The organism is Roseovarius sp. B08 (assembly GCF_051417955.1).
Lineage (GTDB): Bacteria > Pseudomonadota > Alphaproteobacteria > Rhodobacterales > Rhodobacteraceae > Roseovarius.
The window spans coordinates 1,947,922-1,973,408 of sequence record NZ_JBPRLW010000001.1; the positions used below are offsets into that span (position 1 = coordinate 1,947,922).

The following is a 25,487-nucleotide window of genomic DNA, read 5'->3' on the forward strand; positions in this document are numbered from 1 at the left end:
GAGGAGGACGGGGTGGCGCGATGAAATCACTCAAGAAACAGCGGCGGATCCAAGTCATCGCGGTGACGGCGATTGCGCTGATCCTGGCCACCGGCCTCATCGGCTATGCGATGCGCGACGGCATCAACTTCTTCCGCTCGCCCAGCCAGGTGATGGCCGAACCGCCCAGCCCCTCGGAAACCTTCCGCATCGGCGGGCTGGTCGAGGAAGGCACGCTGGTGCGTGGCGAGGGCGAGACGGTGACCTTCAGCGTGACCGATGGCGGGGCGTCGGTGCCGGTGCGCTATACCGGGGTTCTGCCGGACCTGTTTGGCGAAAACGAGGGCATGGTGGGCTTGGGCCGGTACGAGGACGGTGTCTTTACCGCGACCGAGATCCTGGCCAAGCACGACGAGGAATACATGCCCAAGGAAGTGGTCGATGCGCTGAAGGAACAGGGCGTTTACCAGGAACCGGACGGTAGCTAGACCCCGCATTAACCCTTCCTGACGACCCTTGCCGGCGAGTTCAAATCGCTGGCCAAGGGGGCGCGGAATGCAGACTGTCTCGGAGATCGCAAAGGACATCCTGGCGCGGGAAGGCGGGTTCGTGAACGACCCCGATGACCCGGGCGGGGCCACCAACCATGGCGTGACCATCCATACGATGCGGCGGCTGGGGCTGGACTTGGACCGTGACGGGGATGTGGACGTGGCCGATGTGCGCCGCCTGAGCCGGGCGCAGGCGCAGGACATTTTCATTGACCACTATTACCACCGGCCCGGCATCGCGCGGCTGCCGCAGGTTTTGCAGGCCAGCGTGTTCGACATGTACGTGAATGCCGGGGCCAACGCCGTGAAGATCCTGCAACGGCTGTTGCGGCAGATGGGGCACGAGGTGGCGGTGGACGGCATCATCGGGCCGCAGACCATCGAGGCGGCGGAGCTTGCGCATGGTGTCGCGCCGCTGCATATCGCCGATGCCTACGGGATCGCGCGGCGGAATTACTATTTCCGGCTGGCCGATCAGCGCCCCGCGTCGCGCAAGTTCGCGCGCAACCGGGCCGGCGGCAAGGGCGGCTGGATCCGGCGGGCCGAGGCGTTCATCTCGTCGCGCTATCACATGACGCCGGCGGAATTTCGGGAGCGGGTGGCGAAATGGGATTGATCGAGACGGTCCTGAGCCTGATCTTCGGCGGCGGGCGCAATGCGGTGACCGAGACGGCGGAGGTGTTCCGGGTGAATGCCGAGAGATCCGACGCCCGTGCCGCCGGGTTGCAAGGCGCGGCGCTGGCGCAGCTGGCCGCCGAGTTCGAGGCGGGGCGCAAGGGCTGGTACGACCGGCTGATCGACGGGCTGAACCGGGTGCCGCGCCCGGCCATGGCGCTTGGGACGCTGGGCCTCTTCGTGGCCGCAATGGTCGATCCGATCTGGTTTTCCGAGCGGATGCAGGGGATTGCGCTGGTGCCCGAGCCGCTATGGTGGCTGCTGGGGGCGATCGTCAGCTTCTATTTCGGCGCGCGGCATCAGGCGAAGGGGCAGGAGTTCCAGCGCTCCATCGCCGCCACCATGGCCCGTACACCGCAGGTGGTGGGCAACCTGAGATCCTTGCGCGCCCTGGAGGCGGGGAGCGTGGGGGTGGCCGATACCGGGCATGATGCGGGGCTAGCGTTGCAGGTGCAGGAGGTCGGCGGCGAGCCGAACCCGGCCCTTCGGGAGTGGCAGGAGGCGAGCCACGGACGGTAGGGTCGCGCGGGCTGGTGGCGCGAAGCACGACTCCGGCCGCGTGTGCTGTCCGTCATCCCCGGACTTGATTCGGGGTTCTCTTGGCGGGCGAGGTCCCGGATCAAGTCCGGGACGGCGTTGCGCATCCAGCCACCCGCGCGGAATCAAGGTGCAGCTTGCTGCACCGCCGCGCGATCGCCAGACCGCCCGTCACGCCCGAGGCGTGCCGACCATAGACGGCGCACCTTTGGAGCGACGGGCTGGCGATTGGGTGATGCAGGCGCGCCGAATTGAGGTTTTTCGGACTTGGCGGATATAAAGTGTGCTGAACCAAGGTCGGTTCGCCAGCCCGCAGTCTGGCAATCGCGCGGCTAATCGTTCGAGGCTGATCCCCGCGACAATGTGATCACCCGTCGCACCCGAAATGCGTTGGAGGCAAGGCCCGGGACGATTATAACCGGGCCATGATCACCGAGCTTGGACATTTCGCCCTCATCCTCGCCTTCTTCGTGGCGTGCTTTCAGTCGGTCGTGCCGCTGATCGGCGCGCACAAGCGATGGGCGGGGTGGATGGCCGTGGCCGAGCCCGCCGCGACGTTGCAATTCGTGCTGACGCTGGGGGCGTTTGCAGCGCTGACCTGGGCCTTCGTGACCTCGGATTTCTCGCTGGAGCTGGTGGTGGCCAACAGCCACTCGGCCAAGCCGATGCTCTACAAGATCACCGGCGTCTGGGGGAACCACGAAGGCTCGATGCTGTTGTGGGTGCTGATCGTGACGCTGTTCGGGGCCTTTGCCGCGTGGTTCGGGGGCAACCTGCCGCCGACGCTGAAGGCGCGGGTGCTGTCGATCCAGGGCCTGATCGGGGTGGCGTTCTTTGCCTTTATCCTGTTCACGTCGAACCCGTTTCTGCGGATGCCGGTGCCGCCCTTCGACGGGCGCGACCTGAACCCGCTTTTGCAGGACCCGGGATTGGCCTTCCACCCGCCGTTCCTCTACCTCGGCTATGTGGGCCTCTCGATGACCTATTCCTTCGCGCTGGCCGCGCTGATCGAGGGCCGGGTGGATGCGGCCTGGGGCCGGTGGGTGCGGCCCTATACGCTGGCGGCGTGGATTTTCCTGACCATCGGCATCGCGCTGGGGTCCTGGTGGGCCTATTACGAGCTGGGCTGGGGCGGGTTCTGGTTCTGGGACCCGGTCGAGAACGCGTCCTTCATGCCGTGGCTCATCGCCGCCGCGCTGTTGCACTCGGCCATCGTGGTGGAAAAGCGCGAGTCGCTGAAAAGCTGGACCATATTGCTGGCGATCATCGCCTTCGGGTTTTCCATGATCGGCGCGTTCATCACGCGGTCGGGCGTGCTGACGTCGGTCCATGCCTTTGCGACGGACCCGGAGCGGGGCGTGTTCCTACTGATGATCACCGGGTTCTTCATGATGCTGGGGCTGACGCTGTTCTCTTTGCGGGCGGGGGCGATGCAGGCCAAGGGGGTGTTCGGCCTGCTGAGCCGCGAGACGATGCTGGTGGCGAACAACGTGCTTTTGGGCGTGTCGGCCTTTGTCATCTTCGTGGGCACGATCTGGCCGCTGGTGTCAGAGCTTTTGTTCGACCGAAAGCTGAGCGTGGGCGAGCCGTTCTTCAACATGGCCTTCACGCCGTTCATGGTGGTGTTGGGGCTGATCCTGCCGGTGGGCGCGATGCTGCCGTGGAAGCGGGGCAACCTGGGCCGGGTGCTGCGGCCGCTGGCGGGCGCCTTCGCGCTGGCCGTGGCGGTGGGCGCGCTGGCCTTTGCGCTGCAGACCGGGCGCAGTGCGCTGGGGCCGGTGGGCCTGTTCCTGGCGGCCTGGCTGGTCGCGGGCGCGGCGGTGGACCTGTGGAGCCGGACGGGCCGGGGCGGGGGGCGCCTGTCTCGGTTGACGCGCCTGCCGCGCGCCGACTGGGGCAAGGCGGTGGCGCATGCGGGCTTTGGCGTCACAATTGCGGGCATCGCCGGGATGCTGGCTTGGGAGGCCGAGGATATCCGCGTGGCGCAGGTGGGCGACAGTTTCGAGGTCTCGGGGCTGACCATCACGCTCGACGATGTGCGCGAGGTGGAGGGGCCGAATTACCTGTCGACCATGGCGGACGTGACCTTGTCGAAGGACGGGTCGGTCGTCAGCCGGCTGACCCCGGAAAAGCGAGTCTACCCGGTGGCGGGAATGCCCACGACCGAGGCGGCGATCGACAATGGTTTCCTGCGGGACGTCTATGTGGTGATCGGCGACGAACAGGCGGCGGGCGGCTGGGCCGTGCGGACTTATTACAAACCTCTGGCGAACTGGATCTGGGGCGGTGCGATCCTGATGGCCATCGGGGGCGCGCTGTCGCTCTCGGACCGGCGCTATCGCGTGGCGGCGGGGGCGCGCAAGACCCGGGCCGTGGGGGTGCCGGCGGAATGAAACGGCTGGTCCTGATCCTCTGCCTTCTGGCCTCGCCGCTCTGGGCGGTGCAGCCGGACGAGATTTTGGACGATCCGGTGCTGGAGGAGCGCGCGCGGGAGATTTCCTCGGGCCTGCGCTGTCTGGTGTGCCGCAACGAGAGCATCGACGATTCCAACGCCGACCTGGCCCGCGACCTGCGCCTGCTGGTGCGCGAGCGGCTGGTGGCGGGCGACAGCGACGAAGAGGTCGTGGACTTCGTGGTGGATCGCTATGGCGAATACGTTCTGCTGAACCCGGTGGCGAGCGGCAGCAACCTGGTGCTATGGCTGGCCGGGCCGGTGATGCTGCTTTTGGGCGGGCTGCTGGCGGCGGTCTATATCCGGGGGCGCGCGGGCGCGAAACCGGAGGGCGAGGCCGGGCTGAGCGCCGCCGAAGAGGCGCGGCTGCGCGAAATCATGAAGGACTGACGCGCCGTCGCGCGTTGCAATTGGCGGCAAGGCGGGGTTGATTGGCGACACACGCCAGATGGAGGCCCGGCCGATGACGACCTATCAGACCCTGACCTATGACCTGACCGACGACATCGCCGTGCTGCGGATGAACCGCGCCGACAAGATGAACGCGCTTAACACCCAGATGCGGGCCGAGATCACCGACGCGGTGCAGCGCGCGGGTCGCGAGGCCCGGGTGGTGGTGCTGACCGGCAACGGCAAGGCGTTCTGTTCGGGTCAGGACCTGTCGGACAACGGCACGGCGGCGGCGCTGGACGTGGAGCGCGTGCTGCGCGACGAGTACGAGCCGATGCTGCGGATGATCTCTGACTGCCCGGTGCCGACCATTGCGGCGGTGAACGGACCGGCGGCGGGGGCGGGGGCGAACCTGGCGCTGGCCTTCGACGTGGTGATCGCGACCGAAAGCGCCTATTTCCTGCAGGCCTTCGCGCGGATCGGGCTTATTCCGGACGCGGGCGGCACCTATTGGATGCCGCGGCAGGTGGGCGCGGCCAAGGCGATGGGCGCGGCGCTGTTTGCCGAGCCGATCTCGGCGCGGCAGGCGGATGCCTGGGGGCTGATCTGGGAGGCGGTCGAGGATGACGCGTTCGAGATGCACTGGCAGGCGCGTGCAGCGCACCTGGCCAAGGGGCCGACGGCGGCCTATGGCGGGATCAAGCGCGCGGTGCGCGGCAGCTGGGAAAACGGGTTCGACAAGCAGCTGGACCTCGAGGCGCAGTTGCAGGGCGAATGCGGGCGGACGCGGGATTTCCAGGAAGGCGTGACCGCCTTCCTGGACAAGCGCAAGCCTGAATACGAGGGGCGCTGATCAGTCCGAGAGGCCGACCGGTTCCACGTCGCTGAGCTGGATGCTGTCGCCGGGGCTTTCGCCAAGCGTGGAACGATGCCGCGAAAATCGAACGCTTGACGAGCCGCCGGGGCCGGAGCGGCGCGACCCTTCAGGCCGTGTAGCGCCCGATGGCGATGTTGCGCAGAGAAAACTCCGGGCTGGCGTCGTGCAGCACGGCGATCGAGCGGCCGTCGGCCAGGATCGTGGTGACGCCCGTGGTCTCGTTGCGTTCGACAGACAGGTCGGGGGTGTCGCCGGCGCGGTCGTAAACGAAGGTGATGATATCCTCTGCCGCGTCGAAATCGGCGATCTTGACCGGGGTGTTGCCCTCGATCCAGTCGCCCAGGGCAAACTCGTCCTTTCCCGGCCCACCGGCGACCGTGTCGTCGGAGCCGGCCACAACCGTGTCGTCCCCTTCGCCAAGGTCGATATCGTCGCCCGCGTCGGACCTGGCAGGCAGGTCATAATCGAAAGTGACGCCGAAGATGTCCGTGGCCTTGACGGCGGATGCGCGAAGGGCCTGCTCTTCGACGATATTCGCCGCCTCGACAAAATCGGAGCCGTCGCCTGACGACACCGCGTCGGCGCCATCGCCGGGGATGATCACGTCGCCGCCCGCGCCGCCCGACAGCGTGTCGTCGCCACCCAGGCCCAAGAGCCAGTCGCCGCCGCGCCCGCCGGTCAGCGCCTCGGCGCTGTCGCTGCCCAGCAGCAGGGCGGCATCCGGTTTGACATGTGAATCTGCATCGGGATCGGTATCGGCGGACGTGCGGTCGAGGTCGTCCTGTTCAAGCTCTGGCACGCCGAGGCCGCCAACGCCCACGAGCCCCGCCATCGCGGCGCCTATAACTAACAGAATGCCGATTGTGACCATGTACAGCCCTCGCTTTCCCAAGCTTGGGCCATCATGGAGCAGAGGGCTGAACAGCCGGTAAATCCACGCCGAAAATGGTCGCGCTTTCCGATAAAAATTTGAGGATTTGCAGTATATATCGCTGCCGCAACGCAAAACGCCCCGCATGGGCGGGGCGTTGTCGCATTGATTGTCTCTGCGCTCAGCGGTTTTCCATGTCCACGTAATCGCGCAGCGTCTCGCCCTTGTAGAGCTGGCGCGGGCGGCCGATTTTCAGTTGCGGATCGCCGATCATTTCCTTCCACTGGGAAATCCAGCCGACCGTGCGGCTGAGCGCGAAGATGGGCGTGAACATCGAGGTGGGGAAGCCCATCGCCTCGAGGATGATGCCGGAATAGAAATCGACGTTCGGGAAGAGCTTTTTCTCGGTGAAGTAGGAATCTTCCAGCGCCTGTTTCTCGAGCTCCTTGGCCACTTGCAGCGTCGGGTTGTTCTCGATGCCAAGAAGGTCCAGCACCTCGTCGGCGGATTGCTTCATCACCTTGGCGCGGGGATCGAAGTTCTTGTAGACGCGGTGGCCGAAGCCCATCAGGCGGAACGGATCGTCCTTGTCCTTGGCGCGCTTGATGAATTCCGGGATGCGGTCCGGCGTGCCGATCTCCTGAAGCATCTCCAGGCAGGCCTGATTGGCGCCGCCATGGGCCGGGCCCCACAGGCAGGCGATACCCGCGGCGACACAGGCGAACGGGTTGGCACCCGACGAGGACGCAAGGCGCACCGTCGAAGTCGAGGCGTTCTGCTCGTGGTCGGCATGCAGCGTGAAGATGCGGTCCATGGCGCGGGAAAGGATCGGGTTGACCTCGTAATCCTCGGCCGGGACGGCAAAGCACATGCGCAGGAAGTTCGACGCGTAGTCCACGTCGTTGCGCGGATAGACGAAGGGCTGGCCCAGCGTGTACTTGTAGGCCATCGAGGCGATGGTCGGCATCTTGGCGATCAGGCGGATCGTCGCGACCTCGCGCTGCCACGGGTCGGAGATGTCGGTGCTGTCGTGGTAGAAGGCGGAAAGCGCGCCCACCACGCCCACCATGATCGCCATCGGGTGCGCATCCCGACGGTAGCCGCGGAACAGAAAGTGCATCTGTTCGTGCAGCATGGTGTGGTTGGTCACACGATTCTCGAAATCCTCCAGCTGGGCCGCAGAGGGCAGTTCGCCGTAGAGCAGCAGGTAGCAGACCTCGAGATAGTGTGATTTCTCGGCCAGTTGGTCGATCGGGTAGCCGCGGTGCAAAAGCTCGCCCTTGCCGCCGTCGATATAGGTGATCGTGCTGTCGCAGCTGGCGGTCGAGGTGAAGCCGGGGTCATAGGTGAACACGCCCGCCTCGGCATAGAGCTTGCGGATGTCGATCACGTCCGGGCCGGCGGTGGGGGAATAGACCGGAAGTTCGTATTCCTTGTCGCCGATCGTCAGTTTTGCGGATTTGGTACTGTCTGCCATCAGGGTCTCCCTCGTCAAGCCGTGACGCGCGGCGCGTCTTGGCTGCTTAATACAGCACACCTTTCAAGAGTGTTACCCACTCTTTGAGGCAGCATCATTCAGTCGGGCGAGGGATTCCTCCCGGCCCAGGACCAGCATCATGTCAAACACGCTCGGTGTTGCCGCCCGACCGGCCAACGCGGCCCGCATCGGGCCGGCCAGCTTGCCGAACTTGATATCCTTGGACGCCGCGAACGCGTTCGCGGCCTCTTCCAGATCGTTGCGCGACCAGTTAGCATTTTGCAAGTGCGGCGTCAATTCGCTCAGTATACCACGGGATACAGTGTCAAGCTGCGCCGCGGCTTTCTCGTCCGGCTCGACAGGCCGTTCCGCCAGAATAAACTGCGCCTTATCAAGAAGTTCCGGGAAGGTCTTCGCGCGTTCTTTGAGGCAATACATGCCCTCGCGCATCAACGCCTGCTTCGGTTCGGGCAGCGGATCGGATGCCGTCGCGTCAAGATAGTCGTTCAGTTCATGCAGCAGCGCAGCATCGTCGCCGGCGGCAATGTGCTGGCCGCATAGGTTTTCCAGCTTCTTGAAGTCGAAGCGGGCGGGAGATTTGCCGATTCCGTCGAGGTCGAACCATGCCTTCGCCTGGTCGTCGGTGAAGAACTCGTCGTCGCCGTGGCTCCAGCCCAGTCGCGCGAGGTAGTTGCGCATCCCGGCCGCCGGGTAGCCCTGTTTCTGGTACTCGTCCACGCCGAGCGCGCCGTGGCGCTTGCTCATTTTCTTGCCGTCGGGGCCGTGGATCAGCGGGATGTGGGCGTAGACCGGCAGCGGCCAGCCCATCGCCGAATAAATCAGCATCTGGCGGGCGGCGTTGTTGAGGTGGTCGTCGCCGCGGATGACGTGGGTGACGCCCATGTCGTGATCGTCCACCGCCACGGCCAGCATGTAGACGGGCGTGCCATCCGAGCGCAGCAGGACCATGTCGTCAAGCTGATCGTTGCGGATGGTGACGTCGCCCTGCACGGTGTCGGCGATGGTGGTCGTGCCGTCGAGCGGGGCCTTGATGCGGATGACATAAGGCGCGTCGGGGTGTGTCGACGGGTCGGCGTCGCGCCACGGGCTGCGGTAGAGGGTGGAGCGGCCCTCGGCCTTGGCCTGATCGCGGAAGGCCTGGATTTCTTCCTGCGTGGCGAAGCACTTGTAGGCCTGGCCCTTGGCCAGCAATTCGTTCGCCACCTCGGCGTGACGGTCGGCGCGGGCGGCCTGGCTGACCACCTCGCCATCATGGTCGAGGCCCAGCCATGCCATCCCGTCGAGGATCGCCTGCGTCGCCTCGGGGGTCGAGCGGGCACGGTCGGTATCCTCGATCCTGAGGAGGAAAGACCCGCCGTGACGCCTTGCGAAAAGCCAGTTGAACAGCGCCGTGCGCGCGCCGCCGATATGCAGGTATCCGGTCGGCGAGGGGGCAAAACGGGTGACAACTGGCTGCGACATGGGGCCGGTTAACCTTTCGGTAAGCATGGGAGGCGTATCAATACGGTGCCTGTCTATCGGCCCATGAAAAGGGAGACAAGCCTTGGTGCTTTGGCAGCGTGCGGTCGCCGCGTGGATGGATCAGCGCGGGCACCTGTTTCATTGGGTGCCGGTGATGCTGGCCTGTGGCATAGCGCTCTATTTCGGGCTGAAGTCCGAGCCTCCGCTGTGGGTCTATGCAGCGCTTGGTGGAGGCGTTTGCGTGGCGCTTGTGGTACTGCGCCTGATCGGCGCGGGGCTGGCGCCGGTGATCTGGGCCGTGGCGCTGGTGGCGCTTGGGCTGTGCATCGCCGCCGCCCGGGCGCATGGGGTGGCGGATGCCAAGCTGGGCTGGCGCTATTACGGGCCTGTCGAGGGACGCGTGGTGGATATCGATCGCTCGAACTCGGACGCGCTGCGGGTGACGCTGGACCGGGTGGTGCTGCGCAACATGGGTCCCGGCATTACGCCGGGGCGCGTGCGGGTCTCGTTTCACGGCGCGGCGGAGGGGGCCGATCCGCAACCTGGCGAGACGTTGATCCTGACCGCGCACCTGTCGCCGCCCGCGGGCCCGGTGGAGCCGGGCGGCTTTGATTTCCAGCGGCACGCGTGGTTCAAGGGGCTGGGCGCGGTAGGCTACACGCGCACGCCTGTCCTGCTGCTGGAACCGGCGCAGGGCGGACAGGTGCTGTTCAAGACGCGCATGGCCCTGTCGGGGCGCATTCAGGCGCAGATGCCGGGCGAGGCCGGGGCCTTTGCCGCCGCGATCATGACCGGGGACCGCTCTGGCATGGGGCAGGAGACGCTGACGGCGTTGCGCGTGTCGAACCTGGCGCACCTGCTGGCGATTTCCGGTCTGCATATGGGGCTATTGGCCGGGTTCGTCTTTGCGGCGCTGAGATTGGGGATGGCTGCCGTGCCGGGCTGGGGGCTGCGCCTGCCCACCAAGAAGATCGCGGCGGTGGGCGCGTTGGTGGCTGCGGCGGGATACCTGGCGCTGTCGGGCGGCAACGTGGCGACGGAGCGGGCTTTCGTCATGGTGGCGGTGATGCTGCTGGCGGTGCTGGCCGACCGGCGGGCGCTCAGCTTGCGGGCGGTGGCGCTGGCGGCCTGCATCATCCTGGTGCTGCGGCCCGAGGCGTTGATGGGCCCCGGTTTCCAGATGTCTTTTGCCGCCACGACGGCGCTGGTGGCGGTCTTCGGCGCCTTGCGCGACCTTGACTGGCGTGTGGGACCCAAGTGGATGCGGCCGGTCTGGGCGGTGGTGATGTCGTCCTTCGTGGCCGGGCTGGCCACGGCGCCCATCGCGGCGGCGCATTTCAACCAGATCGCGCATTTCGGGCTGGTGGCGAACCTGATGAGCGTGCCGTTGATGGGCGTGCTGGTGATGCCGATGGCGGTGCTGGCGGGCCTCTTGATGCCCTTGGGGCTGGAAGGGCTGGCGCTGGCCGTGATGCAGCCCGCGTTGGAGTGGATCCTGGGCGTGGCGCATTGGGTCTCAACGCTGGAGGGCGCGCGCGGCACCGTGGTACGCCCCGGCCCGTGGGTGCTGCCGCTTCTGTCGCTGGGGGCGCTTTTCGTGGTGCTGTGGCAGGGGCGGGCGCGGTTTGCCGGCGTGCTTCCTGTGGCGGCGGCCTTCGTGCTGTGGGCGCAGGCGGAGCGGCCCGATATCCTTGTCTCCGACACTGGCGGGCTGGTGGGCGTGATGACGCCGGAAGGGCGGGGGCTGTCCACGGGGCGCGCGTCGAGTTTCGTTGCGATGAACTGGCTGGAGAATGACGGCGATCCGGCGGATCAGGAGGGCGCATTTGCCCGCTGGACCAAGGTAGCGGGCGGCGACGGCTGGCCGATCACCGCCGTGCGGGGCAAGCGCGCGGCGGAGGATTTCACCGAGTGTGGCCCAAAGGAGTGGGTGGTGTTCAACAACGTGCCGCAGGCGGACCTGCCATGCCGCGCGATCCATCCGGATACGCTGAAGGAAACGGGGGCGCTGGCAATCTGGCGTGAGGGTGACCGCCTGCGCGCCGTCACCGCCCGCGACATGACCGGCGCGCGGCTTTGGAACACGGACCGCCGGCGGCGGTCCGGTACGCGTCAGTAGGTGCGGATAAGGCCCACGAGGCGGCCCTGCACCTTGACCTGGTCCTCGGGCAGAACGCGGGTCTCGTAGGCCGGGTTCGCGGCCTCCAAAGCGATGGCGTTGCCACGACGATAGAATTTCTTCAGCGTCGCTTCCTGGTCGTCCACCAGCGCCACGACGATATCGCCGTTATCCGCCGTCGACGTCTCGCGGATCACCACCACGTCGCCGTCGTTGATGCCCGCCTCGATCATCGAGTCGCCCTTGACCTCGAGCGCGTAATGCTGGCCAGGGCCGGCGATCATGTCGCCGGGGACGGCGACGTTGTGGCTGGCATGGGCGATGGCCTCGATCGGGACACCGGCGGCGATGCGGCCCATGACGGGCAGTTCCAGCGCGTGCACCGGTGCGACCGGCTGGGCATTGGCGGGTTGGCTGGCCTCAGAGCGGTCGCCCTCGATCACGCGGGGGGTGAAGCCGCCGCTCGCGCCGCCGCCGATCATGTCGCCCCCCATGCTTTCGGGCAGCTTGATGATTTCCAGCGCCCGCGCACGGTGGGCAAGGCGGCGGATGAAACCGCGTTCCTCGAGCGCTGTGATCAGGCGGTGAATGCCGGATTTCGAGCGCAGGTCCAGCGCATCCTTCATCTCGTCAAAGCTGGGCGGCACGCCGTCGCGCTGCACCCGCTTGTGAATGAATTCCAGCAGATCGAGCTGTTTCTTGGTCAGCATTTTCCCAGGTCTCCACGATCCATGCGTTTACATTTGTTCTACGCATGTTCTTGTTTTGTGTCAACGGGTCTGTGGATAAACTGCTAGATCTGCACGTAATCGACCCAGTCGCCTTGGGCGCGCGGGCCATCATCTGCGGGCCGGATCAGCAGCGCGTTGGCGCGGGCCAGAACCGACAGCATGCCGCTGTCCTGGCTGCGTTCGGGCAGGATGGTGCCGTCCTCCACTTGTGCGCGCATGTAATGCTCGCGCGGGCCGCCGGGGCCCATGGCGGCGGCAAGCCTGGCAGAGAGACGCGGGGCAGGGTGTGCGCCGAGCCCCTGCATCGCGCGGATCATCGGGGCCATGAAGATGTGCCCGCAGACCATGGCCGAGACGGGGTTGCCGGGCAGGCCCAGCATGGCCGCGTCCCCCATCCGGCCCGCCATGAGGGGTTTGCCGGGGCGCATCCTGACCTTGTAGAACGACCGCTCCATGCCAAGATCGCCTGCGACCGCGCCCACGAGGTCATGATCGCCCACCGACGCGCCGCCGATGGTGATGACGAGGTCGGCGCCTTTCGCCAGGTCGAAAGCGGTCTCCAACGCTTCGCGGGTGTCGCCGGCGATGGGCAGCATCCGGGGCTCGGCCCCCAGAATGTCCAGAAGGGCGCAGAGGCCGAAGGAGTTGGACGCGATGATCTGGTCCGGGCCGGGGTCTTCGCCCGGCATCACCAGTTCGTCGCCGGTGGCGATGAGGGCCACCTTGGGTTTGCGGGTGACGGTGACCTCGGCCACGTTCATCGAGGCCAAAAGCGCCACATCCTCGGGGGAGAGCAGGCGCGGGGCCTCGATCCGGTCGCCGATGCGGAAGTCGTCGCCGCGGGGGCGGATGTTCGGCTTCTCCTCCAGCCTGTCGCCCAGGGTGATGCGGGCGCCGTCGCGGGTGACGTCCTCCTGGATCACGACCTTGTCGGCGCCCTCGGGCACCGGCGCGCCGGTGAAGATGCGCACGGCCTGGGCCGCGCCGACGGAGCCCGCAAACCCATGCCCGGCGGCGGATTCGCCGATGACGTCGAAACTGGCGCCCGGTTTGGCCTCGGATGCCTTCAGCGCGTAGCCGTCCATCGAGGAAGCATCGAAGGGTGGCTGATCGCGCCGCGCCTCGGCATATTGCGCGAGGACCCGGCCATGCGCCTCGCGCAAGGGAACGGTTTCCGGCTCCAAAGGTGAGACGAGCGAGAAGAGATGGTCAAGGGCCTCGTCGACGGTGATCATGTCGCCTCGTAACGACCTGATTTTCCGCCGTCTTTCAGCACAACGCGCAGCCCGCCGATTTGCATCGCGCGGTCCACGGCTTTGGCCATGTCATAGACCGTAAGGGCGGCGGTGCTGGCCGCGGTCAGAGCCTCCATCTCGACCCCGGTCTGGCCGGTGGTCTTGACGGTCGCCTCGATACGGATGCCGGGCAGGTCGGGGTCGGGAGTGAGTTCCACCGCGACCTTGGCGATGGGCAGGGGGTGGCAGAGCGGGATCAGCTCGGACGTGCGCTTGGCGCCCATGATGCCGGAGAGCCGCGCGACGGACAGGACGTCGCCCTTCTTGGCGCGGCCTTCTGTAATGATATCATACGTTTCCGGCGCCATCTTGATGTGCGCCTCGGCCACCGCCACGCGGTTCGTCACGTCCTTGTCCGAGACGTCGACCATGTGCGCGTCGCCCTTGCCGTCGAAATGCGTCAGCCCGGCCATCAGACGTGCGCCGCCGAGGTGGAGCCCGACAGGATATCGCGGGTGGCGGCGGTGACGTTCTCCTGCCGCATCAGGCTTTCGCCGATGAGAAAGCAGCGGGTGCCGTAGCGTGCCATCTCGGTCAGGTCGGCATTGGTGTAAAGACCGCTTTCCGAGATCAGCAGGTGCTCGATCGGCGCCAGCCGGGCCAGTCGCTTGGTCACGTCGAGCGAGGTCTCGAACGTGTTCAGATCGCGGTTATTGATGCCAAGAAGGTTGGATTTCAGCACGCCGGTGCGTTCCAGTTCCGCCTCGTTATGTACCTCGATCAGCGAGTCCATGCCTTGCGCGATGGCGGCCTCTTCCAACTCGATGGCCTGGGCGTCGCTGACCGAGGCCATGATGATCAGGATGCAGTCCGCGCCCCAGGCGCGGGCCTCGACAACCTGGTAGGGATCGTAAAGGAAATCCTTGCGCAGCACCGGCAGGTCGCAGGCTTCGCGGGCCTGCACCAGGTATTCGGGGGCGCCCTGGAAGCTGGGCGTGTCGGTCAGGACCGACAGGCAGGTGGCGCCGCCCTCGGCATAGGCGGCGGCGAGCGCGGCGGGGTCGAAATCCTCGCGGATGAGGCCCTTGGAGGGGCTGGCCTTCTTGATCTCGGCAATCAGGCCGAAGCCGGTCTTGCTGGCCTGCAGGAGTGCATCGCCAAAGGGGCGCACGGGCGGGGCGTTCGCGGCCTCGTTTTCCAACGTTTCCAAAGGCTTGTTGGCCTTGGCTGAGGCGACTTCCTCAAGCTTGTAGGCCTTGATCTTCTCAAGGATGGACGGCGTGCTCATGCGGCCTCCGATGTTATTCTGGCAAGCGTTTCGATGCGCGATTTCGCGGCGCCGCTGTCGATACTGTCGCGGGCCTGTTCGACGCCTTGTCTGAGGTCATCCGCGTGGCCCGCCACCACCAGCGCTGCGGCGGCATTGAGCAGCACGGCATCGCGGTAGGCCCCCGGCGCCCCGTCCAGCAGGGCACGGAAGGCGCGGCCGTTCTCCTCGGGCGTGCCGCCCAGGATATCCTCGAACGGGTGGACGGGCAGGCCCGCATCCTCGGGGTGGATTTCAGTTTCGCGGATCGTGCCGTCTTCCTCCAGCGCGGCGAGCTGGCTGGGGGCGGAAATGCTCAACTCGTCGGTGCCGTCGCCGCCGTGGACCAGCCAGGCGCGTTCGGACCCGAGTTTCCCAAGGGTTTCCGCCATGGGGCGGATGAGGTCGGGACTGAAAGCACCCGTCAGCTGGCGCTTGACGCCTGCGGGGTTGGTCAGGGGCCCAAGGATGTTGAAGATCGTGCGCGTTCCAAGTTCCGCCCGCACGGGGCCGACATGGGCCATCGCGGGGTGATGCATCGGCGCCATCATGAAGGCGATACCGGCCTTTTCCAACGCCTTTTCAACGACTTTCGGGCCGACCATCACGTTGACGCCCATCTGCGTGAGGGCATCGGCCGCGCCGGATTTGGAGCTGAGGTTGCGGTTGCCGTGCTTGGCCACCGGCACGCCCGCGCCCGCCACGACAAAGGCGGTGGCGGTCGAGATGTTGAGCGTGCCCTTGCCGTCGCCCCCGGTGCCGACGATGTCCATCGCGCCCTCGGGCGCGCGAACCTTGTTGCACTTGGCGCGCATCACGGCGGCGGCGGCGGCGTATTCGTCCACCGTCTCGCCGCGCGTGCGCAGGGCCATCAGGAAGCCGCCCATCTGCGCCGGCGTCGCCTCGCCCTCAAAAAGGGTGGTGAACGCGGCCTCCGCCTCTTCGCGGCTGAGCGCGCGGTCTGCGGCGGCGGCGATGAGGGGCTTCAGGCTGTCACTCACGCGGGCACCTTCATCACGTCGAGGAAATTCCGCAAAAGGGCGTGCCCGTGTTCCGAGCGGATCGATTCGGGATGGAACTGCACGCCGTGGATGGGCAGCGATTTGTGTTGCAGTCCCATGATCGTGCCGTCGTCGAGTTCCGCCGTGATATCAAGCACATCCGGGCAGGTGTCGCGCGCCACGACAAGGCTGTGATAGCGCGTCGCCTCGAAGGGCGTGGGTAGCCCCGAGAAAACGCCCGCGGCGGTGTGGTGCATGGTACCCATCTTGCCGTGCACGATATCGGAATGGCGCGTGACGGTGCCGCCGAAGACCTCGCCGATGGCCTGATGCCCGAGGCAGACGCCCAAGAGCGGCGTGCGCGTGTCCGCCGCCGCCTCGATCAGCGCCTTGCAGATGCCCGCCTGCGACGGCGTGCCGGGGCCGGGGGACAACAGGATGCCCGCGGGTTTCATCGCCATCGCGTCCTGCACGTTCAGCGCGTCGTTGCGGTGCACCTGCACGTTTGCGCCCAGCTCGCCCACATATTGCACGAGGTTGTAGGTGAAACTGTCGTAGTTATCGATGAGCAGCAGCATGTCGCCAATTTCCCGTCCGTGCCGTGTCATTTCGGACCTATGACCCGGGGCTTCAATCGGGGTATAGATGCTCAGGGTTGCGCGGCAGGGTCAAGAGGCGCAAAACTGTTAAGAAAGAAATAAGGGGGCAAAAGCAGTGTTACGCGGATTTCTTGCCGGAGTGGTGTCGGGAACGGCCTTGTCGGGAGTGCTTCTGGCCGGGGCCTCGGTGCTGAGCGGAATGCCGGGGGATACCCCACCCGAGGCGACACCGGTAGAAGTGCCGGCGGGGTCGGAGTTCGACCAGTCGCGCGACGACGACGCGGCCTCGCTGCCGCAGTTGCAGGACACGCCCACGCCCGATGCCGTGCCGCAGGTGATCGCGCCCGAGCCTGACGACCTGAGTTCGTTGGACGGCGCTGACACCACCTCGTCGGGGCTGCCCGAAACCGGTCAGCCCGAGGTGGGCCTGAGCGCGCCGGAGGCACCGCAGGGTGACGGCGCCCTGAGTGTCGGCACCGAGGAGCCGGTGCTGCCCAACCCGCAGGCTCAGGCACCCGAGGCGCCGGCGGGCGAGGACGACCTGTCGATCTCGACCGAGCCGGCGCAGCCGGTGCTGCCCGAGGCGGAAGAGGAAAGTGCCGCGTTCCCCGAGCCGCAGGCCGAGCCTGAAGGCGCGGACGCGCCGGAGGCCGAGAGCGACGCGACCCCGGCGGCGGACAGCGAAACGCAGGCTGAGGCGGAGACCGAGGTTAGTGAAGAGACAACTTCGGACAACACGCCGGAAAGCACGCCGGAGTCCCCCGCCAGCGACGTGGCGACGCCGGAGCCGCAGGAGGATCCTGTCGTCGATGCACCGCAAAACGCGGCAGAGCCCGCCACGCCTTCGGCAGAGGCGGGCGAGGATGCCGCCGAGGCCACGACCGAAGCGGCGGAAACCGGCACGATTGGCGACATCGCCGAAGGCGTGACCACCGACCGTCTGCCCACCGCCATCGACCCCGACCCCGAACCCCAACCCGAGCCTGAGACCGGTGAGGTGGGGGCCGACGACGCGGCCGAGGAGACCGAGGCAGAAACCCTGCCGCCCGTCGAACGTTTCGCCGCGGAGTTCGAGAACCCCGAGAACAAACCGCTGATGTCGATCATCCTGATCGACGACGGCACCAGCCCGATCGGTCCCGCCGCGCTGGGGGATTTTCCCTATCCGCTGAGCTTTGCCGTCGACGCCTCGCGCCCGGACGCGGCCGAAATCGCCGCCCGTTATCGCGATGCGGGGATGGAGGTTCTGGCCTTGGTCAACCTGCCGCAGAACGCCGCTGCCAGCGATGCGGAAACCTCGATGAGCGTGTTCCTCGAGGCCGTGCCCGAAGCCGTGGCGGTGTTCGAAGGCACCGGAACGGGCCTTCAATCGAGCCGTGAAGCAGCCGAGCAGCTGGCGCCGATCCTGAAGGACAGCGGTCATGGCCTGGTGATGTTCCCCAACGGGCTGAACACCGCGCAGAAGCTCATCGCGCGCGAGGGCGTGCCCTCGGCCACGGTGTTCCGCGACTTCGACTCCAATGGGCAGAGTGCGGCGGCGGTGCGCCGGTTCCTCGACCAGGCCGCGTTCCGCGCAGGGCAGGAAGAGGGCGGCGTGATCATGGTGGGCCGCCTGCGCCCCGACACGATCAGCGCGCTTCTGCTCTGGGGCCTGCAGGACCGCGCGGCCAGCGTGGCACTGGCGCCGGTCTCGGCGGTGCTGACGGCCGAGTAGGGATTTTTGGTCCTGCGGTCCCTTGGTCGAATCCCGGGGGGCGCGGATATCCGCTCTTTCTGCGCTGATCGTTCAGTCCGGCTGCGCATCGGACGGAACAGGCTGTGCCCTTCCCGTGTTGAGTCCTCGATACCGAAAAGAGGACATCATGGACCACGACGAGAAACCGAGCCGCGGTATGCCCCGCAGCCTGCTCTACGCGATGATCCCGATCGGCTTCGTCCTGCTGGTGGGGATCATGGTGTTTGGGGGCTTCTGGACCAACGAAGCCACGGAAGAGCCGAACGAGGTGGTCGAGGAGCCGCCTGCGCCGCTCGACCAGTAGGCTGTAAAAAACTTTGGCGTGAGCGGGTGCGCTTGGCCGTCCCCGGCGTGCTTGAACCGATAATTGCAAGATCGTGATAGACCCGAGTGCGCGGCGACGCGGTTCTCGGCTGATGTTTCGCGATGCGCACTCCGGTCCCGGCTGACGTTGCGGTCTGCGCAACGCCGGTTGCGCCGCGCGCAAAAAATGTCGTAAAGGCGTTTGATACGCAAACGCGTGTCCCGGCGAATTCCGCAGTGAACCCGGCATCGCCCTTGACCTATAGGTCAGAACTCAGGACTAATATCTTCATGGAAGCGCTTCGTCATCCACTTCAGCAGGACAGGCTTTCTGCGCTTCGCGACTTCGAGATCCTCGACACGGATCCGGAGCAGGAATTCGACGAGATCGTAAAGCTGGCCGCGGCGGCCTGCGGCACGGCGATCTCGGTGGTCAATTTCATCGATGCGGAACGGCAATGGTTCAAGGCCGAAACCGGGCTTGGCGTGCGTGAGACGCCGCTGGCCACCTCGATCTGTGCCCATGTGATCCTGGAAGAGGAGTTTGCCGAGATCCAGGATACGCTTGCAGATCCCCGGATGCAGGACAACCCGCTGTGCTGCGGCGAGCCGGGCCTGCGCTTTTATGCCGGCGCGCTGCTGACCACGCAGGAGGGGCTGCCGCTGGGCACGCTGTGCGTTCTGGACTATGAGCCCCGCGAACTGACCCCTTGCAACGCGACACGCTGCGGGTTCTGGCGCGGCAGGTCATGACCATGCTGGAGATGCGCAAGGCGCTGCGGTCGGCAGACATCCTGCGCCGCGAGGTGGATCACAGGGTTAAGAACTCGCTGCAATCGCTGTCGTCCTTTACCAATCTGCAAACCAGAGCATTTGCGGCGGAGGAGGCGAAGCAGGCCCTGTCGATGGTCAAGACGCGGATCGACGCGCTGACGCAACTGCACGAGATGCTGTATCATTCCGACGAACACAGCGTGGTTGAATTGGGTCAGTATCTTGCCGGGGTCTGCGCGCGCCTTGAGGGGCTGGCGCCTGCCGGCGTCACGGTCGAGGTCGCGACGGTGCCGGTGTCGGTCGTGGCGCAGCAGGCGGTCGCCCTGGGCACTTTCGTGAACGAATTTGCGGCGAATTCCTTCAAGCACGGGTTTCCCGACGGGCAGGCGGGCGCGGTGATGATCAATCTCGGGTTCGAACCGGATGGGCGCCTGCGGCTGACCTGTTCCGATACCGGTGTCGGTCTTCCGCCCGATCAAGGGGCAAAGGCGACTGGCCTGGGCATGAAGGTCGCGGAAGTGGTCTGCATCGAGCTTGGCACTGAGCTGGACCTGCGGAACGGCGCGCAAGGTGTGGTTGCGACGCTGACATTCACACCCACGACGGAGTAGGGCGGTTCAAAACCCGGGTGCTACGGCCGGTCTGTGCGGGAAGCGTCGCCCTGCTCAGGCCTCGCGCCATGTTCCCGGGTCGATCCCGTCCAGGCTGAAGTCGCCCACCCGCCAGCGCACCAGCCGCAGGGTGGGGTGGCCGACATGGGCCGTCATGCGGCGGACCTGCCGGTTGCGGCCTTCCGAAATGGTGATTTCCAGCCAGCAGTCGGGTACGGATTTGCGGAACCGCACCGGCGGGTCACGCGGCCAAAGGTCGGGCGGGCCGATGTGGCGGACCTTGGCGGGCCGGGTGAGGCCGTCCTTCAGCGTGACGCCGCTGGTCAGCGCATCGAGCGCGGTGGCGTCGGGTTGCCCCTCGACCTGCACCAGATAGGTTTTCTCGGTCTTGAATTTCGGGTTCGACAGGCGCGCCTGAAGCTTGCCGTCGTCGGTCAGCAGCAAGAGCCCCTCGCTGTCGCGGTCGAGCCGCCCGGCGGGATAGACGCCGGGGACGTCGATGAAGTCCGAGAGGGTGGGGCGAGGGCTGCCCTCGGTGCCCGTGTCGGTGAATTGCGACAGGACGCCCATGGGTTTGTTGAAGAGGATCAGCATGGGATGCGGGTGATGGTGGGGTGAAACCCGGTCAAGGTGGGGTGTAACCCCGTCAAGGTGGGGTGAAACCCCACCCTACGCGTTGCCGTTGCCGGTGAAGCGGGTGGCATCGGCGGCGGCGCGGCGGATGGCGTTGGATTTGTGCACGGTCTCCATGTACTCGGCCTCGGCGTCGCTGTCATAGACCACGCCGCCGCCCGCCTGGATGTAAAGCTTGCCGTCCTTCACCACCGCCGTGCGCAGGGCAATGCACACGTCCATGTCGCCGGTGCAGCTGAAATAGCCCACGCCGCCGCCATAGACGCCGCGTTTTTCCGGCTCCAGCTCGTCGATGATCTCCATCGCGCGGACCTTGGGGGCGCCTGACACGGTGCCGGCGGGCAGGCCGGCCAGAAGGGCGGAAAGTGCGTCGTGATCCTCGGAAAGCCCGCCCACCACGTTCGACACGATATGCATGACGTGGGAATAGCGCTCGATGATGAATTCCTCGGTGGGGCGCACTGTGCCGATCTTCGCCACGCGGCCCACGTCGTTGCGGCCCAGATCCAGCAGCATCAGGTGCTCGGCCAGCTCCTTTTGATCGCCCAGCAGGTCCGCCTCGTTGGCGCGGTCCTCTTCGGGAGTGGCGCCGCGGGGGCGGGTGCCGGCGATGGGGCGGATCGTGACCTCGCCGTTCATGACGCGGACAAGGATTTCGGGGCTGGCGCCCACCACCTGGAAGTCGCCGAAGTTGAAATAGAACATGAAGGGCGACGGGTTGGTGCGCCGCAGGCTGCGATAGAGCGCGAAGGGCGGTTGCGGGAAATCCTGCGTCCAGCGCTGGCTGGGCACGACCTGAAAGATGTCGCCCGCGCGGATATATTCCTTGGCCTGCTCCACCGCGGCCTTGTAGCCCTCGCGGGTGAAGTTGCTGACCGGCTCGCCTGCCTCGACCGCGTCGCGCAGGTCGCGGGCCTGCTGGGGCAGGGCGCGTTCGAGATCGCGCACCGCGTCCATCACCCGCTCGGCGGCCTGGGCATAGGCGGCGCGGGGGCTTTGCCCGTCGCTGACCCAGGCGGGGGCCACGACGATCACCTCGCCCTTGACCCCGTCGAGCACGGCCACCACCGAGGGGCGGATCATCACGGCGTCGGGCAGACCCAGCGGGTCGGGGTTCACGTTGGGCAGGTGTTCCACCAGCCGGATCATGTCATAGCCCAGGTAGCCGAAGAGGCCGGCGCTGGCGGCAGGCAGATCGCCCGGCAGGTCGATGCGGCTTTCGGCGAGAAGCGCGCGCAGGGTGTCGAGCGGGGAGCCCTCCAGCGGCTCGAACGCGTCGCTGTCAAAACGCGCCTGTCGGTTGATGCGGCTGCTCTCGCCGTGGCACTGCCAGACGAGATCCGGTTTCAGCCCGATCATCGAGTAGCGCCCGCGTACCTCGCCGCCGGTCACCGATTCCAGCAAAAACGCGTCGCGGGCCGCGCCCGTCAGCTTCAGCATCAGCGACACGGGCGTGTCCAGATCGGCGGCCAGCCGGGCGTAGACGACCTGGTTCTGTCCGGCCTCGTAGCCCTTGGCGAATGTCTCGAATGACGGGATGAGGTCCAACGCAGGTACCCTTACTGGAAGTTGTTGTGCACGGCGTTGAGCGCGCCCTGGTCGAAATTGACACCGGCGCGGGTGCGGATGTCGTTGGCCAGCACCTGAAAGAGGTCCTGCGACAGGCTGCCCGCTGTCTCGTTGCGCACGAACTGCTCGATCTGTTGCAGGTCGCCATCCTCGGCATCCGGCTCCTGGATCGTGTTCAGCTTCAGCACGAAGATGCGTCCGTTGCCGTTGATCACCTGGACCTCGCCGGCCTCCATGCCGAAGACGGTCTCGATGAATTCCGGCGGCGCCTCCTCGATGAAGCCGCGGCGGGTGACCTCCTCACTGCCATCGACGGTCAGCTCGACCTCCTCGAAGCTTTCGCCGGTGGCGAGGCGGCCGACCTTGCCGGCCACCTGTTCGCGCAGAAGCTCGTTGATCTTGGTCTGGGTCCAGGCCTCGGTAACGGCGTCGCGCACCTCGTCGAGCGGTTGCAGGGTCGGGGGCACGACCTCGTCGAGGCGCATGGCGAAGATGCCGCCATCCTCCAGCTCGATCACCTCGGGGTAGTCGTCCTGGCTGAGGTTCGCGGCCGCGTCGCGAAAGCCTTCATAGGCGGCGATATCCTCGGACATGCCGGGGTGCCAGTCGATGCTGGCCACGCGCATCGCGGTCTCGGCGCCCAGATCCTCGATGGTGGCGCCGCCGGCCAGGAGGTCGTCGACGGCGTCGACCCGGCCCTCGACCACGCGGCGGGCGCGGTCGGCGGCGATGATGTCGCGCAGTTCCGGCTCGGCCTCTTCAAAGGTGGTTTCCTGTGCCTGAAGCACCGCGTTCACACGAAACAGCGCGGGCCCGATGCTGCTGGGCAGGGGGCCCACCACTTCGGAGGGCGCGGCCTCGAACACCGTTTCGGCGGCCTCCCCCAGATCGGCGGCCTCGACGGTGCCCATGTCGGTGTCGGCAAGCTCGAGCCCGCGTTCGGCCACCAGATCCTCGAAGCTGACCTCGCCCTCGTCCAGCCGCGCCATCGCCGCTTGGGCCGCTTCGGTGTCGGAAAAGACCAGACGTTCCACCAGCCGGCGCTCGGGCTGTACGAATTCGTCGCGCCGTGCCTCGTAGGCGTCGCGCAGGGCCTGCTCGTCCACCTCGACCGTGTCGAGGATCATTTCGGGCGTCAGCCATGCATAGGTGATGCGCTTGACCTCTGGGCGGGTGAACAGCGCCTCGTTCTCGGCATGGTAGGCGGCCAGCTCTTCGTCGGTGGGGTCTGGCAGGCCGACCTCCAGATCGCCGCGTTCCAGAACGGCCCATTCGATGCCGCGCCGCTCACCGAGATAGTTCAGCATGGTCTCGGTATAGACCTCGGGCATGGTCACGCCCGACAGCACGCCGGCCTGCACGAAGCTGCGGGCGATCTCGCGGCGGATGTCGTCCTCGAACTCGGCCTCGTTCATGCCCATGCGGTCGAGCGTGAAACGGTAAGCTTCGCGGTCGAACTCGCCGCCGGGGCCGGTGAATTGCTGCATCGAGGTGATCTGGTCGGCCAGGTTCGCGTCGCCCACCGAGATGTTGTTGACGATGGTTTCATGGTCCAGCGCGCCCTGCACGGTCAGCTGGCCCATGACCCGCTGGGGGATGTTCATCTGCTGGGCCTGGGCAAAGCTGATGCTTTCGCCGCGGTCGGCCTCGGCGGCGCGGATCTCGTTCTGAAGGCCCTGGAAATAGTCCTGGACCGAGATCTCGGCCTCGCCCACGGTGCCGACGGTGCGCAGGGTGCCCGACAGGCTGGTGACGCCGAAGCCGCCGAGGCCGAGGATCAGAAGACCCATCAGTATCCAGACAAGCGGTTTCGTGATGCTTTTGGCTGCCATTTGGCCTCCCCCGGGGCTGCTCTTGCGTTCAGGCCTGTCTAAGGCCGGTTTCAGCGAGGAGCAAGGGGCCAGTCAAGCGCGGCCAGCCGGTCGAAGAGCGTGCCGATCTCGGCGCGGTTCACGTTGGCGAAGGCCAGGCGCAGCTCGCGCTGTCCCTGGGGCGCATCGGCGGGCTGGAACATGGTGCCGGGCAAGAGCAGGATGCCGGCCTCGGCCACCAGTTTTCGGGCCAGTTCATCGGACGGTATGGCAAACGGGTGGCGGAGATAGGCGAAGTACGCCCCACAGCCCATCAGTTTCCAGCCTTTGCCGTCGATCTTGTCCATGTTGTCGGAAATGGCGGCGCGGCGGTCGAGGATCTCGTCGCGTTCGCCGGCCAGCCATTGGCTGAGGTTCTGCATCCCCCACAGGGCGGCGATCTGGCCAAGCTGGTTGGGGCAGATGGTGACGGTGTCGAGGAACTTCTCGGCCTCGGCCAGGCGCGCGCGGCTGGCGACCATGGCGCCGACGCGGTGGCCGGTCAGGCGGTAGGCCTTGGAGAAGGAATAGAGTTGCACAAGAGTCTCGTCCCAGTCGGGATCGGTGAAGAGGTCATGCGGCGCGCCGCTGCGGGCGTCGAAATCGCGGTAGGTCTCGTCCACGATCAGGGCGAGGCCGTGACGGCGGGCGAGATCGAAGAAGGCGCGCACCAGCTGGGCGGGATATTCCACGCCGCCGGGGTTGTTCGGTGTGACCAATGAGATGGCCCGCGTGCGCGGGGTGATCAGGGTCTCGGCCCGCGCGGGGTCGGGCAGCAGCGCGTCATCGGTGGGCAGGGGCACGGAGGTGACGCCCTGCATGTCGAGCCACATCTTGTGATTGAAGTACCACGGGGTGGGCAGGATGACCTCGTCGCCCTCGGTGCAGAGCCCGGCAATGGTGGCGGCGAAGGCCTGGTTGCAGCCCGAGGTGATGGCGACCTGGTCTGCCGCGATGGCGCCGCCATAGGCGCCGCACCATTGGCGGGCCACTTCCTCGCGCAGGTCGGGGCGGCCCAGGACGGGGCCGTAGAGATGCGCTTGCGGCTCGTTCAGTGCGGCCTCGGCGATGACGCGGCGCAACTGGTCGGGCGGCGGGTCCACCGGCGCAGCCTGGCTGACGTTGATCAGCGGGCGCTCGGGCGGGAAGTTGACGCCGTCGAGCCAGCGCCGCGCCTCCATCACCGGGGGCGAAAAGGTGGTCTCGGTGCGGCTTGGCATGCTGTACCCTCAAACCCCGCGATAGGGCTCTACATATTGCAGGGCCATGTCCCACGGGAAGAATATCCACGTGTCCTGGCTGACCTCGGTCACGAAGGTATGGACCAGTTCGCGCCCCTGCGGCTTGGCATAGACCGTGGCCACATGCGCCTTGGGCAGGGCGGCGCGGACCACTTCCAGCGTCTTGCCGGTATCGACCAGGTCATCGACGATCAGTACCCCCTCGCCATCGCCCACGAGGTCGGGGTCGGGGGATTTCAGGATCTTCGGCTTGCCTTGCGTCTGGTGGTCATAGGATTTCACGCTGATCGTATCGACCGCGCGAATGTCCAGCTCGCGCGCGACGATCATCGCCGGAGCCATGCCGCCGCGTGTGATGGCGACAACGGCCTTCCAGTCGGCATCGGCGGGCGCCTCGTCCTGCAACCGCCAGGCCAGCGCCCGCGCGTCGCGGTGCAACTGGTCCCAGCTGACGTGAAAACCTTTTTCGTGGGGCAGGCGGTCGGTCAT

At 66.6% G+C, this 25,487-nt stretch carries 25 protein-coding genes; 11 read left to right on the top strand and 14 right to left on the bottom strand.

The window, feature by feature from the left end; genetic code table 11:
• Window positions 1-20: 20 nt before the first annotated feature.
• The 6 genes from ccmE to ACSQ76_RS09925 all read left to right on the top strand — a co-directional run bounded on the left by ccmE (window position 21) and on the right by ACSQ76_RS09925 (window position 5,437).
• Window positions 21-467, top strand: a complete 447-nt coding sequence (ccmE, locus tag ACSQ76_RS09900; protein WP_222450030.1) for a cytochrome c maturation protein CcmE — start codon at window positions 21-23, stop codon at window positions 465-467.
• Between the two features lie 67 nt (window positions 468-534).
• Window positions 535-1,146, top strand: a complete 612-nt coding sequence (locus ACSQ76_RS09905) for a holin-associated N-acetylmuramidase (protein WP_437156443.1) — start codon at window positions 535-537, stop codon at window positions 1,144-1,146.
• On the top strand, window positions 1,137-1,724 hold the full coding sequence (locus ACSQ76_RS09910) for a holin family protein (RefSeq protein ID WP_437156444.1): 588 nt from the start codon (window positions 1,137-1,139) through the stop codon (window positions 1,722-1,724). The genes ACSQ76_RS09905 and ACSQ76_RS09910 overlap by 10 nt, the downstream gene beginning before the upstream one ends.
• Window positions 1,725-2,167: 443 nt before the next feature.
• Window positions 2,168-4,135 carry a heme lyase CcmF/NrfE family subunit gene (locus ACSQ76_RS09915; protein ID WP_437156445.1) on the top strand — a complete coding sequence of 656 codons (1,968 nt, stop codon included), beginning with the start codon at window positions 2,168-2,170 and terminating at the stop codon, window positions 4,133-4,135.
• Window positions 4,132-4,584, top strand: a complete 453-nt coding sequence (locus ACSQ76_RS09920; RefSeq protein ID WP_437156446.1) for a cytochrome c-type biogenesis protein — start codon at window positions 4,132-4,134, stop codon at window positions 4,582-4,584. The genes ACSQ76_RS09915 and ACSQ76_RS09920 overlap by 4 nt, the downstream gene beginning before the upstream one ends.
• 73 nt (window positions 4,585-4,657) lie before the next feature.
• Complete coding sequence (locus tag ACSQ76_RS09925; RefSeq protein ID WP_437156447.1) at window positions 4,658-5,437, top strand: enoyl-CoA hydratase-related protein; 780 nt, start codon at window positions 4,658-4,660, stop codon at window positions 5,435-5,437.
• A gap of 130 nt (window positions 5,438-5,567) precedes the next feature.
• On the opposite strand, the gene ACSQ76_RS09930 is transcribed toward ACSQ76_RS09925, so the two are convergent.
• The 3 genes from ACSQ76_RS09930 to gltX all read right to left on the bottom strand — a co-directional run bounded on the left by ACSQ76_RS09930 (window position 5,568) and on the right by gltX (window position 9,291).
• Window positions 5,568-6,332 (bottom strand): hypothetical protein, encoded by a 765-nt coding sequence (locus ACSQ76_RS09930; protein ID WP_437156448.1) that lies wholly within the window; start codon window positions 6,330-6,332, stop codon window positions 5,568-5,570.
• Window positions 6,333-6,513: 181 nt separating this feature from the next.
• On the bottom strand, window positions 6,514-7,809 hold the full coding sequence (gltA, locus tag ACSQ76_RS09935) for a citrate synthase (protein ID WP_306130316.1): 1,296 nt from the start codon (window positions 7,807-7,809) through the stop codon (window positions 6,514-6,516).
• A gap of 72 nt (window positions 7,810-7,881) precedes the next feature.
• Entirely contained in the window at window positions 7,882-9,291 is a 1,410-nt protein-coding gene (gene gltX, locus ACSQ76_RS09940; protein ID WP_437156449.1) for a glutamate--tRNA ligase, read from the bottom strand.
• 115 nt (window positions 9,292-9,406) lie between these two features.
• Between gltX and ACSQ76_RS09945 the strand changes: the two genes are divergently transcribed.
• Window positions 9,407-11,410: a ComEC/Rec2 family competence protein gene (locus tag ACSQ76_RS09945; protein ID WP_437158182.1), complete on the top strand. Its 2,004-nt coding sequence runs from the start codon at window positions 9,407-9,409 to the stop codon at window positions 11,408-11,410.
• On the opposite strand, the gene lexA is transcribed toward ACSQ76_RS09945, so the two are convergent.
• The 6 genes from lexA to ACSQ76_RS09975 form a co-directional block, all read right to left on the bottom strand.
• A complete protein-coding gene (lexA, locus tag ACSQ76_RS09950; RefSeq protein WP_437156450.1) occupies window positions 11,404-12,120 on the bottom strand; it encodes a transcriptional repressor LexA in 717 nt (238 codons plus the stop codon). The two genes, ACSQ76_RS09945 and lexA, sit on opposite strands and share 7 nt — an antisense overlap.
• Window positions 12,121-12,203: 83 nt before the next feature.
• Window positions 12,204-13,376 carry a molybdopterin molybdotransferase MoeA gene (locus ACSQ76_RS09955; RefSeq protein WP_437156451.1) on the bottom strand — a complete coding sequence of 391 codons (1,173 nt, stop codon included), beginning with the start codon at window positions 13,374-13,376 and terminating at the stop codon, window positions 12,204-12,206.
• Window positions 13,373-13,849, bottom strand: a complete 477-nt coding sequence (moaC, locus tag ACSQ76_RS09960; RefSeq protein WP_437156452.1) for a cyclic pyranopterin monophosphate synthase MoaC — start codon at window positions 13,847-13,849, stop codon at window positions 13,373-13,375. The genes ACSQ76_RS09955 and moaC overlap by 4 nt, the downstream gene beginning before the upstream one ends.
• Window positions 13,849-14,664 (bottom strand): indole-3-glycerol phosphate synthase TrpC, encoded by an 816-nt coding sequence (gene trpC / locus ACSQ76_RS09965; protein ID WP_437156453.1) that lies wholly within the window; start codon window positions 14,662-14,664, stop codon window positions 13,849-13,851. Before trpC ends, moaC begins: the two co-directional genes overlap by 1 nt.
• Window positions 14,661-15,683: an anthranilate phosphoribosyltransferase gene (gene trpD, locus ACSQ76_RS09970; protein ID WP_437156454.1), complete on the bottom strand. Its 1,023-nt coding sequence runs from the start codon at window positions 15,681-15,683 to the stop codon at window positions 14,661-14,663. Before trpD ends, trpC begins: the two co-directional genes overlap by 4 nt.
• A complete protein-coding gene (locus tag ACSQ76_RS09975) occupies window positions 15,680-16,261 on the bottom strand; it encodes an anthranilate synthase component II (protein WP_437156455.1) in 582 nt (193 codons plus the stop codon). Before ACSQ76_RS09975 ends, trpD begins: the two co-directional genes overlap by 4 nt.
• Before the next feature lie 136 nt (window positions 16,262-16,397).
• Here ACSQ76_RS09975 and ACSQ76_RS09980 point away from each other — a divergent pair, with 136 nt between their 5' ends.
• The 4 genes from ACSQ76_RS09980 (at window position 16,398) to ACSQ76_RS09995 (ending at window position 19,705) form a co-directional block, all read left to right on the top strand.
• A complete protein-coding gene (locus ACSQ76_RS09980) occupies window positions 16,398-17,996 on the top strand; it encodes a divergent polysaccharide deacetylase family protein (RefSeq protein ID WP_437156456.1) in 1,599 nt (532 codons plus the stop codon).
• A 148-nt stretch (window positions 17,997-18,144) separates the two neighbouring features.
• Complete coding sequence (locus tag ACSQ76_RS09985) at window positions 18,145-18,321, top strand: nicotinate phosphoribosyltransferase (protein ID WP_437156457.1); 177 nt, start codon at window positions 18,145-18,147, stop codon at window positions 18,319-18,321.
• 290 nt (window positions 18,322-18,611) lie between these two features.
• Window positions 18,612-19,073 carry a GAF domain-containing protein gene (locus ACSQ76_RS09990; protein ID WP_437156458.1) on the top strand — a complete coding sequence of 154 codons (462 nt, stop codon included), beginning with the start codon at window positions 18,612-18,614 and terminating at the stop codon, window positions 19,071-19,073.
• Complete coding sequence (locus ACSQ76_RS09995) at window positions 19,031-19,705, top strand: sensor histidine kinase (protein ID WP_437156459.1); 675 nt, start codon at window positions 19,031-19,033, stop codon at window positions 19,703-19,705. Before ACSQ76_RS09990 ends, ACSQ76_RS09995 begins: the two co-directional genes overlap by 43 nt.
• A 54-nt stretch (window positions 19,706-19,759) precedes the next feature.
• Here ACSQ76_RS09995 and ACSQ76_RS10000 read toward each other — a convergent pair whose 3' ends face one another.
• The 5 genes from ACSQ76_RS10000 to gpt all read right to left on the bottom strand — a co-directional run bounded on the left by ACSQ76_RS10000 (window position 19,760) and on the right by gpt (window position 25,487).
• Window positions 19,760-20,299 (bottom strand): pseudouridine synthase, encoded by a 540-nt coding sequence (locus ACSQ76_RS10000; protein ID WP_437156460.1) that lies wholly within the window; start codon window positions 20,297-20,299, stop codon window positions 19,760-19,762.
• Between the two features lie 75 nt (window positions 20,300-20,374).
• Window positions 20,375-21,886, bottom strand: a complete 1,512-nt coding sequence (gene trpE, locus ACSQ76_RS10005; RefSeq protein WP_437156461.1) for an anthranilate synthase component I — start codon at window positions 21,884-21,886, stop codon at window positions 20,375-20,377.
• A gap of 11 nt (window positions 21,887-21,897) precedes the next feature.
• The gene (locus ACSQ76_RS10010; protein WP_437156462.1) at window positions 21,898-23,739 is read right to left on the bottom strand and encodes a peptidyl-prolyl cis-trans isomerase; all 1,842 of its coding nucleotides are present in this window, start codon (window positions 23,737-23,739) and stop codon (window positions 21,898-21,900) included.
• Between the two features lie 50 nt (window positions 23,740-23,789).
• Window positions 23,790-24,977, bottom strand: coding sequence for an aminotransferase (locus ACSQ76_RS10015; RefSeq protein ID WP_437156463.1), 1,188 nt, complete (start codon window positions 24,975-24,977; stop codon window positions 23,790-23,792).
• 9 nt (window positions 24,978-24,986) lie between these two features.
• On the bottom strand, window positions 24,987-25,487 hold the full coding sequence (gpt, locus tag ACSQ76_RS10020) for a xanthine phosphoribosyltransferase (protein ID WP_306130331.1): 501 nt from the start codon (window positions 25,485-25,487) through the stop codon (window positions 24,987-24,989).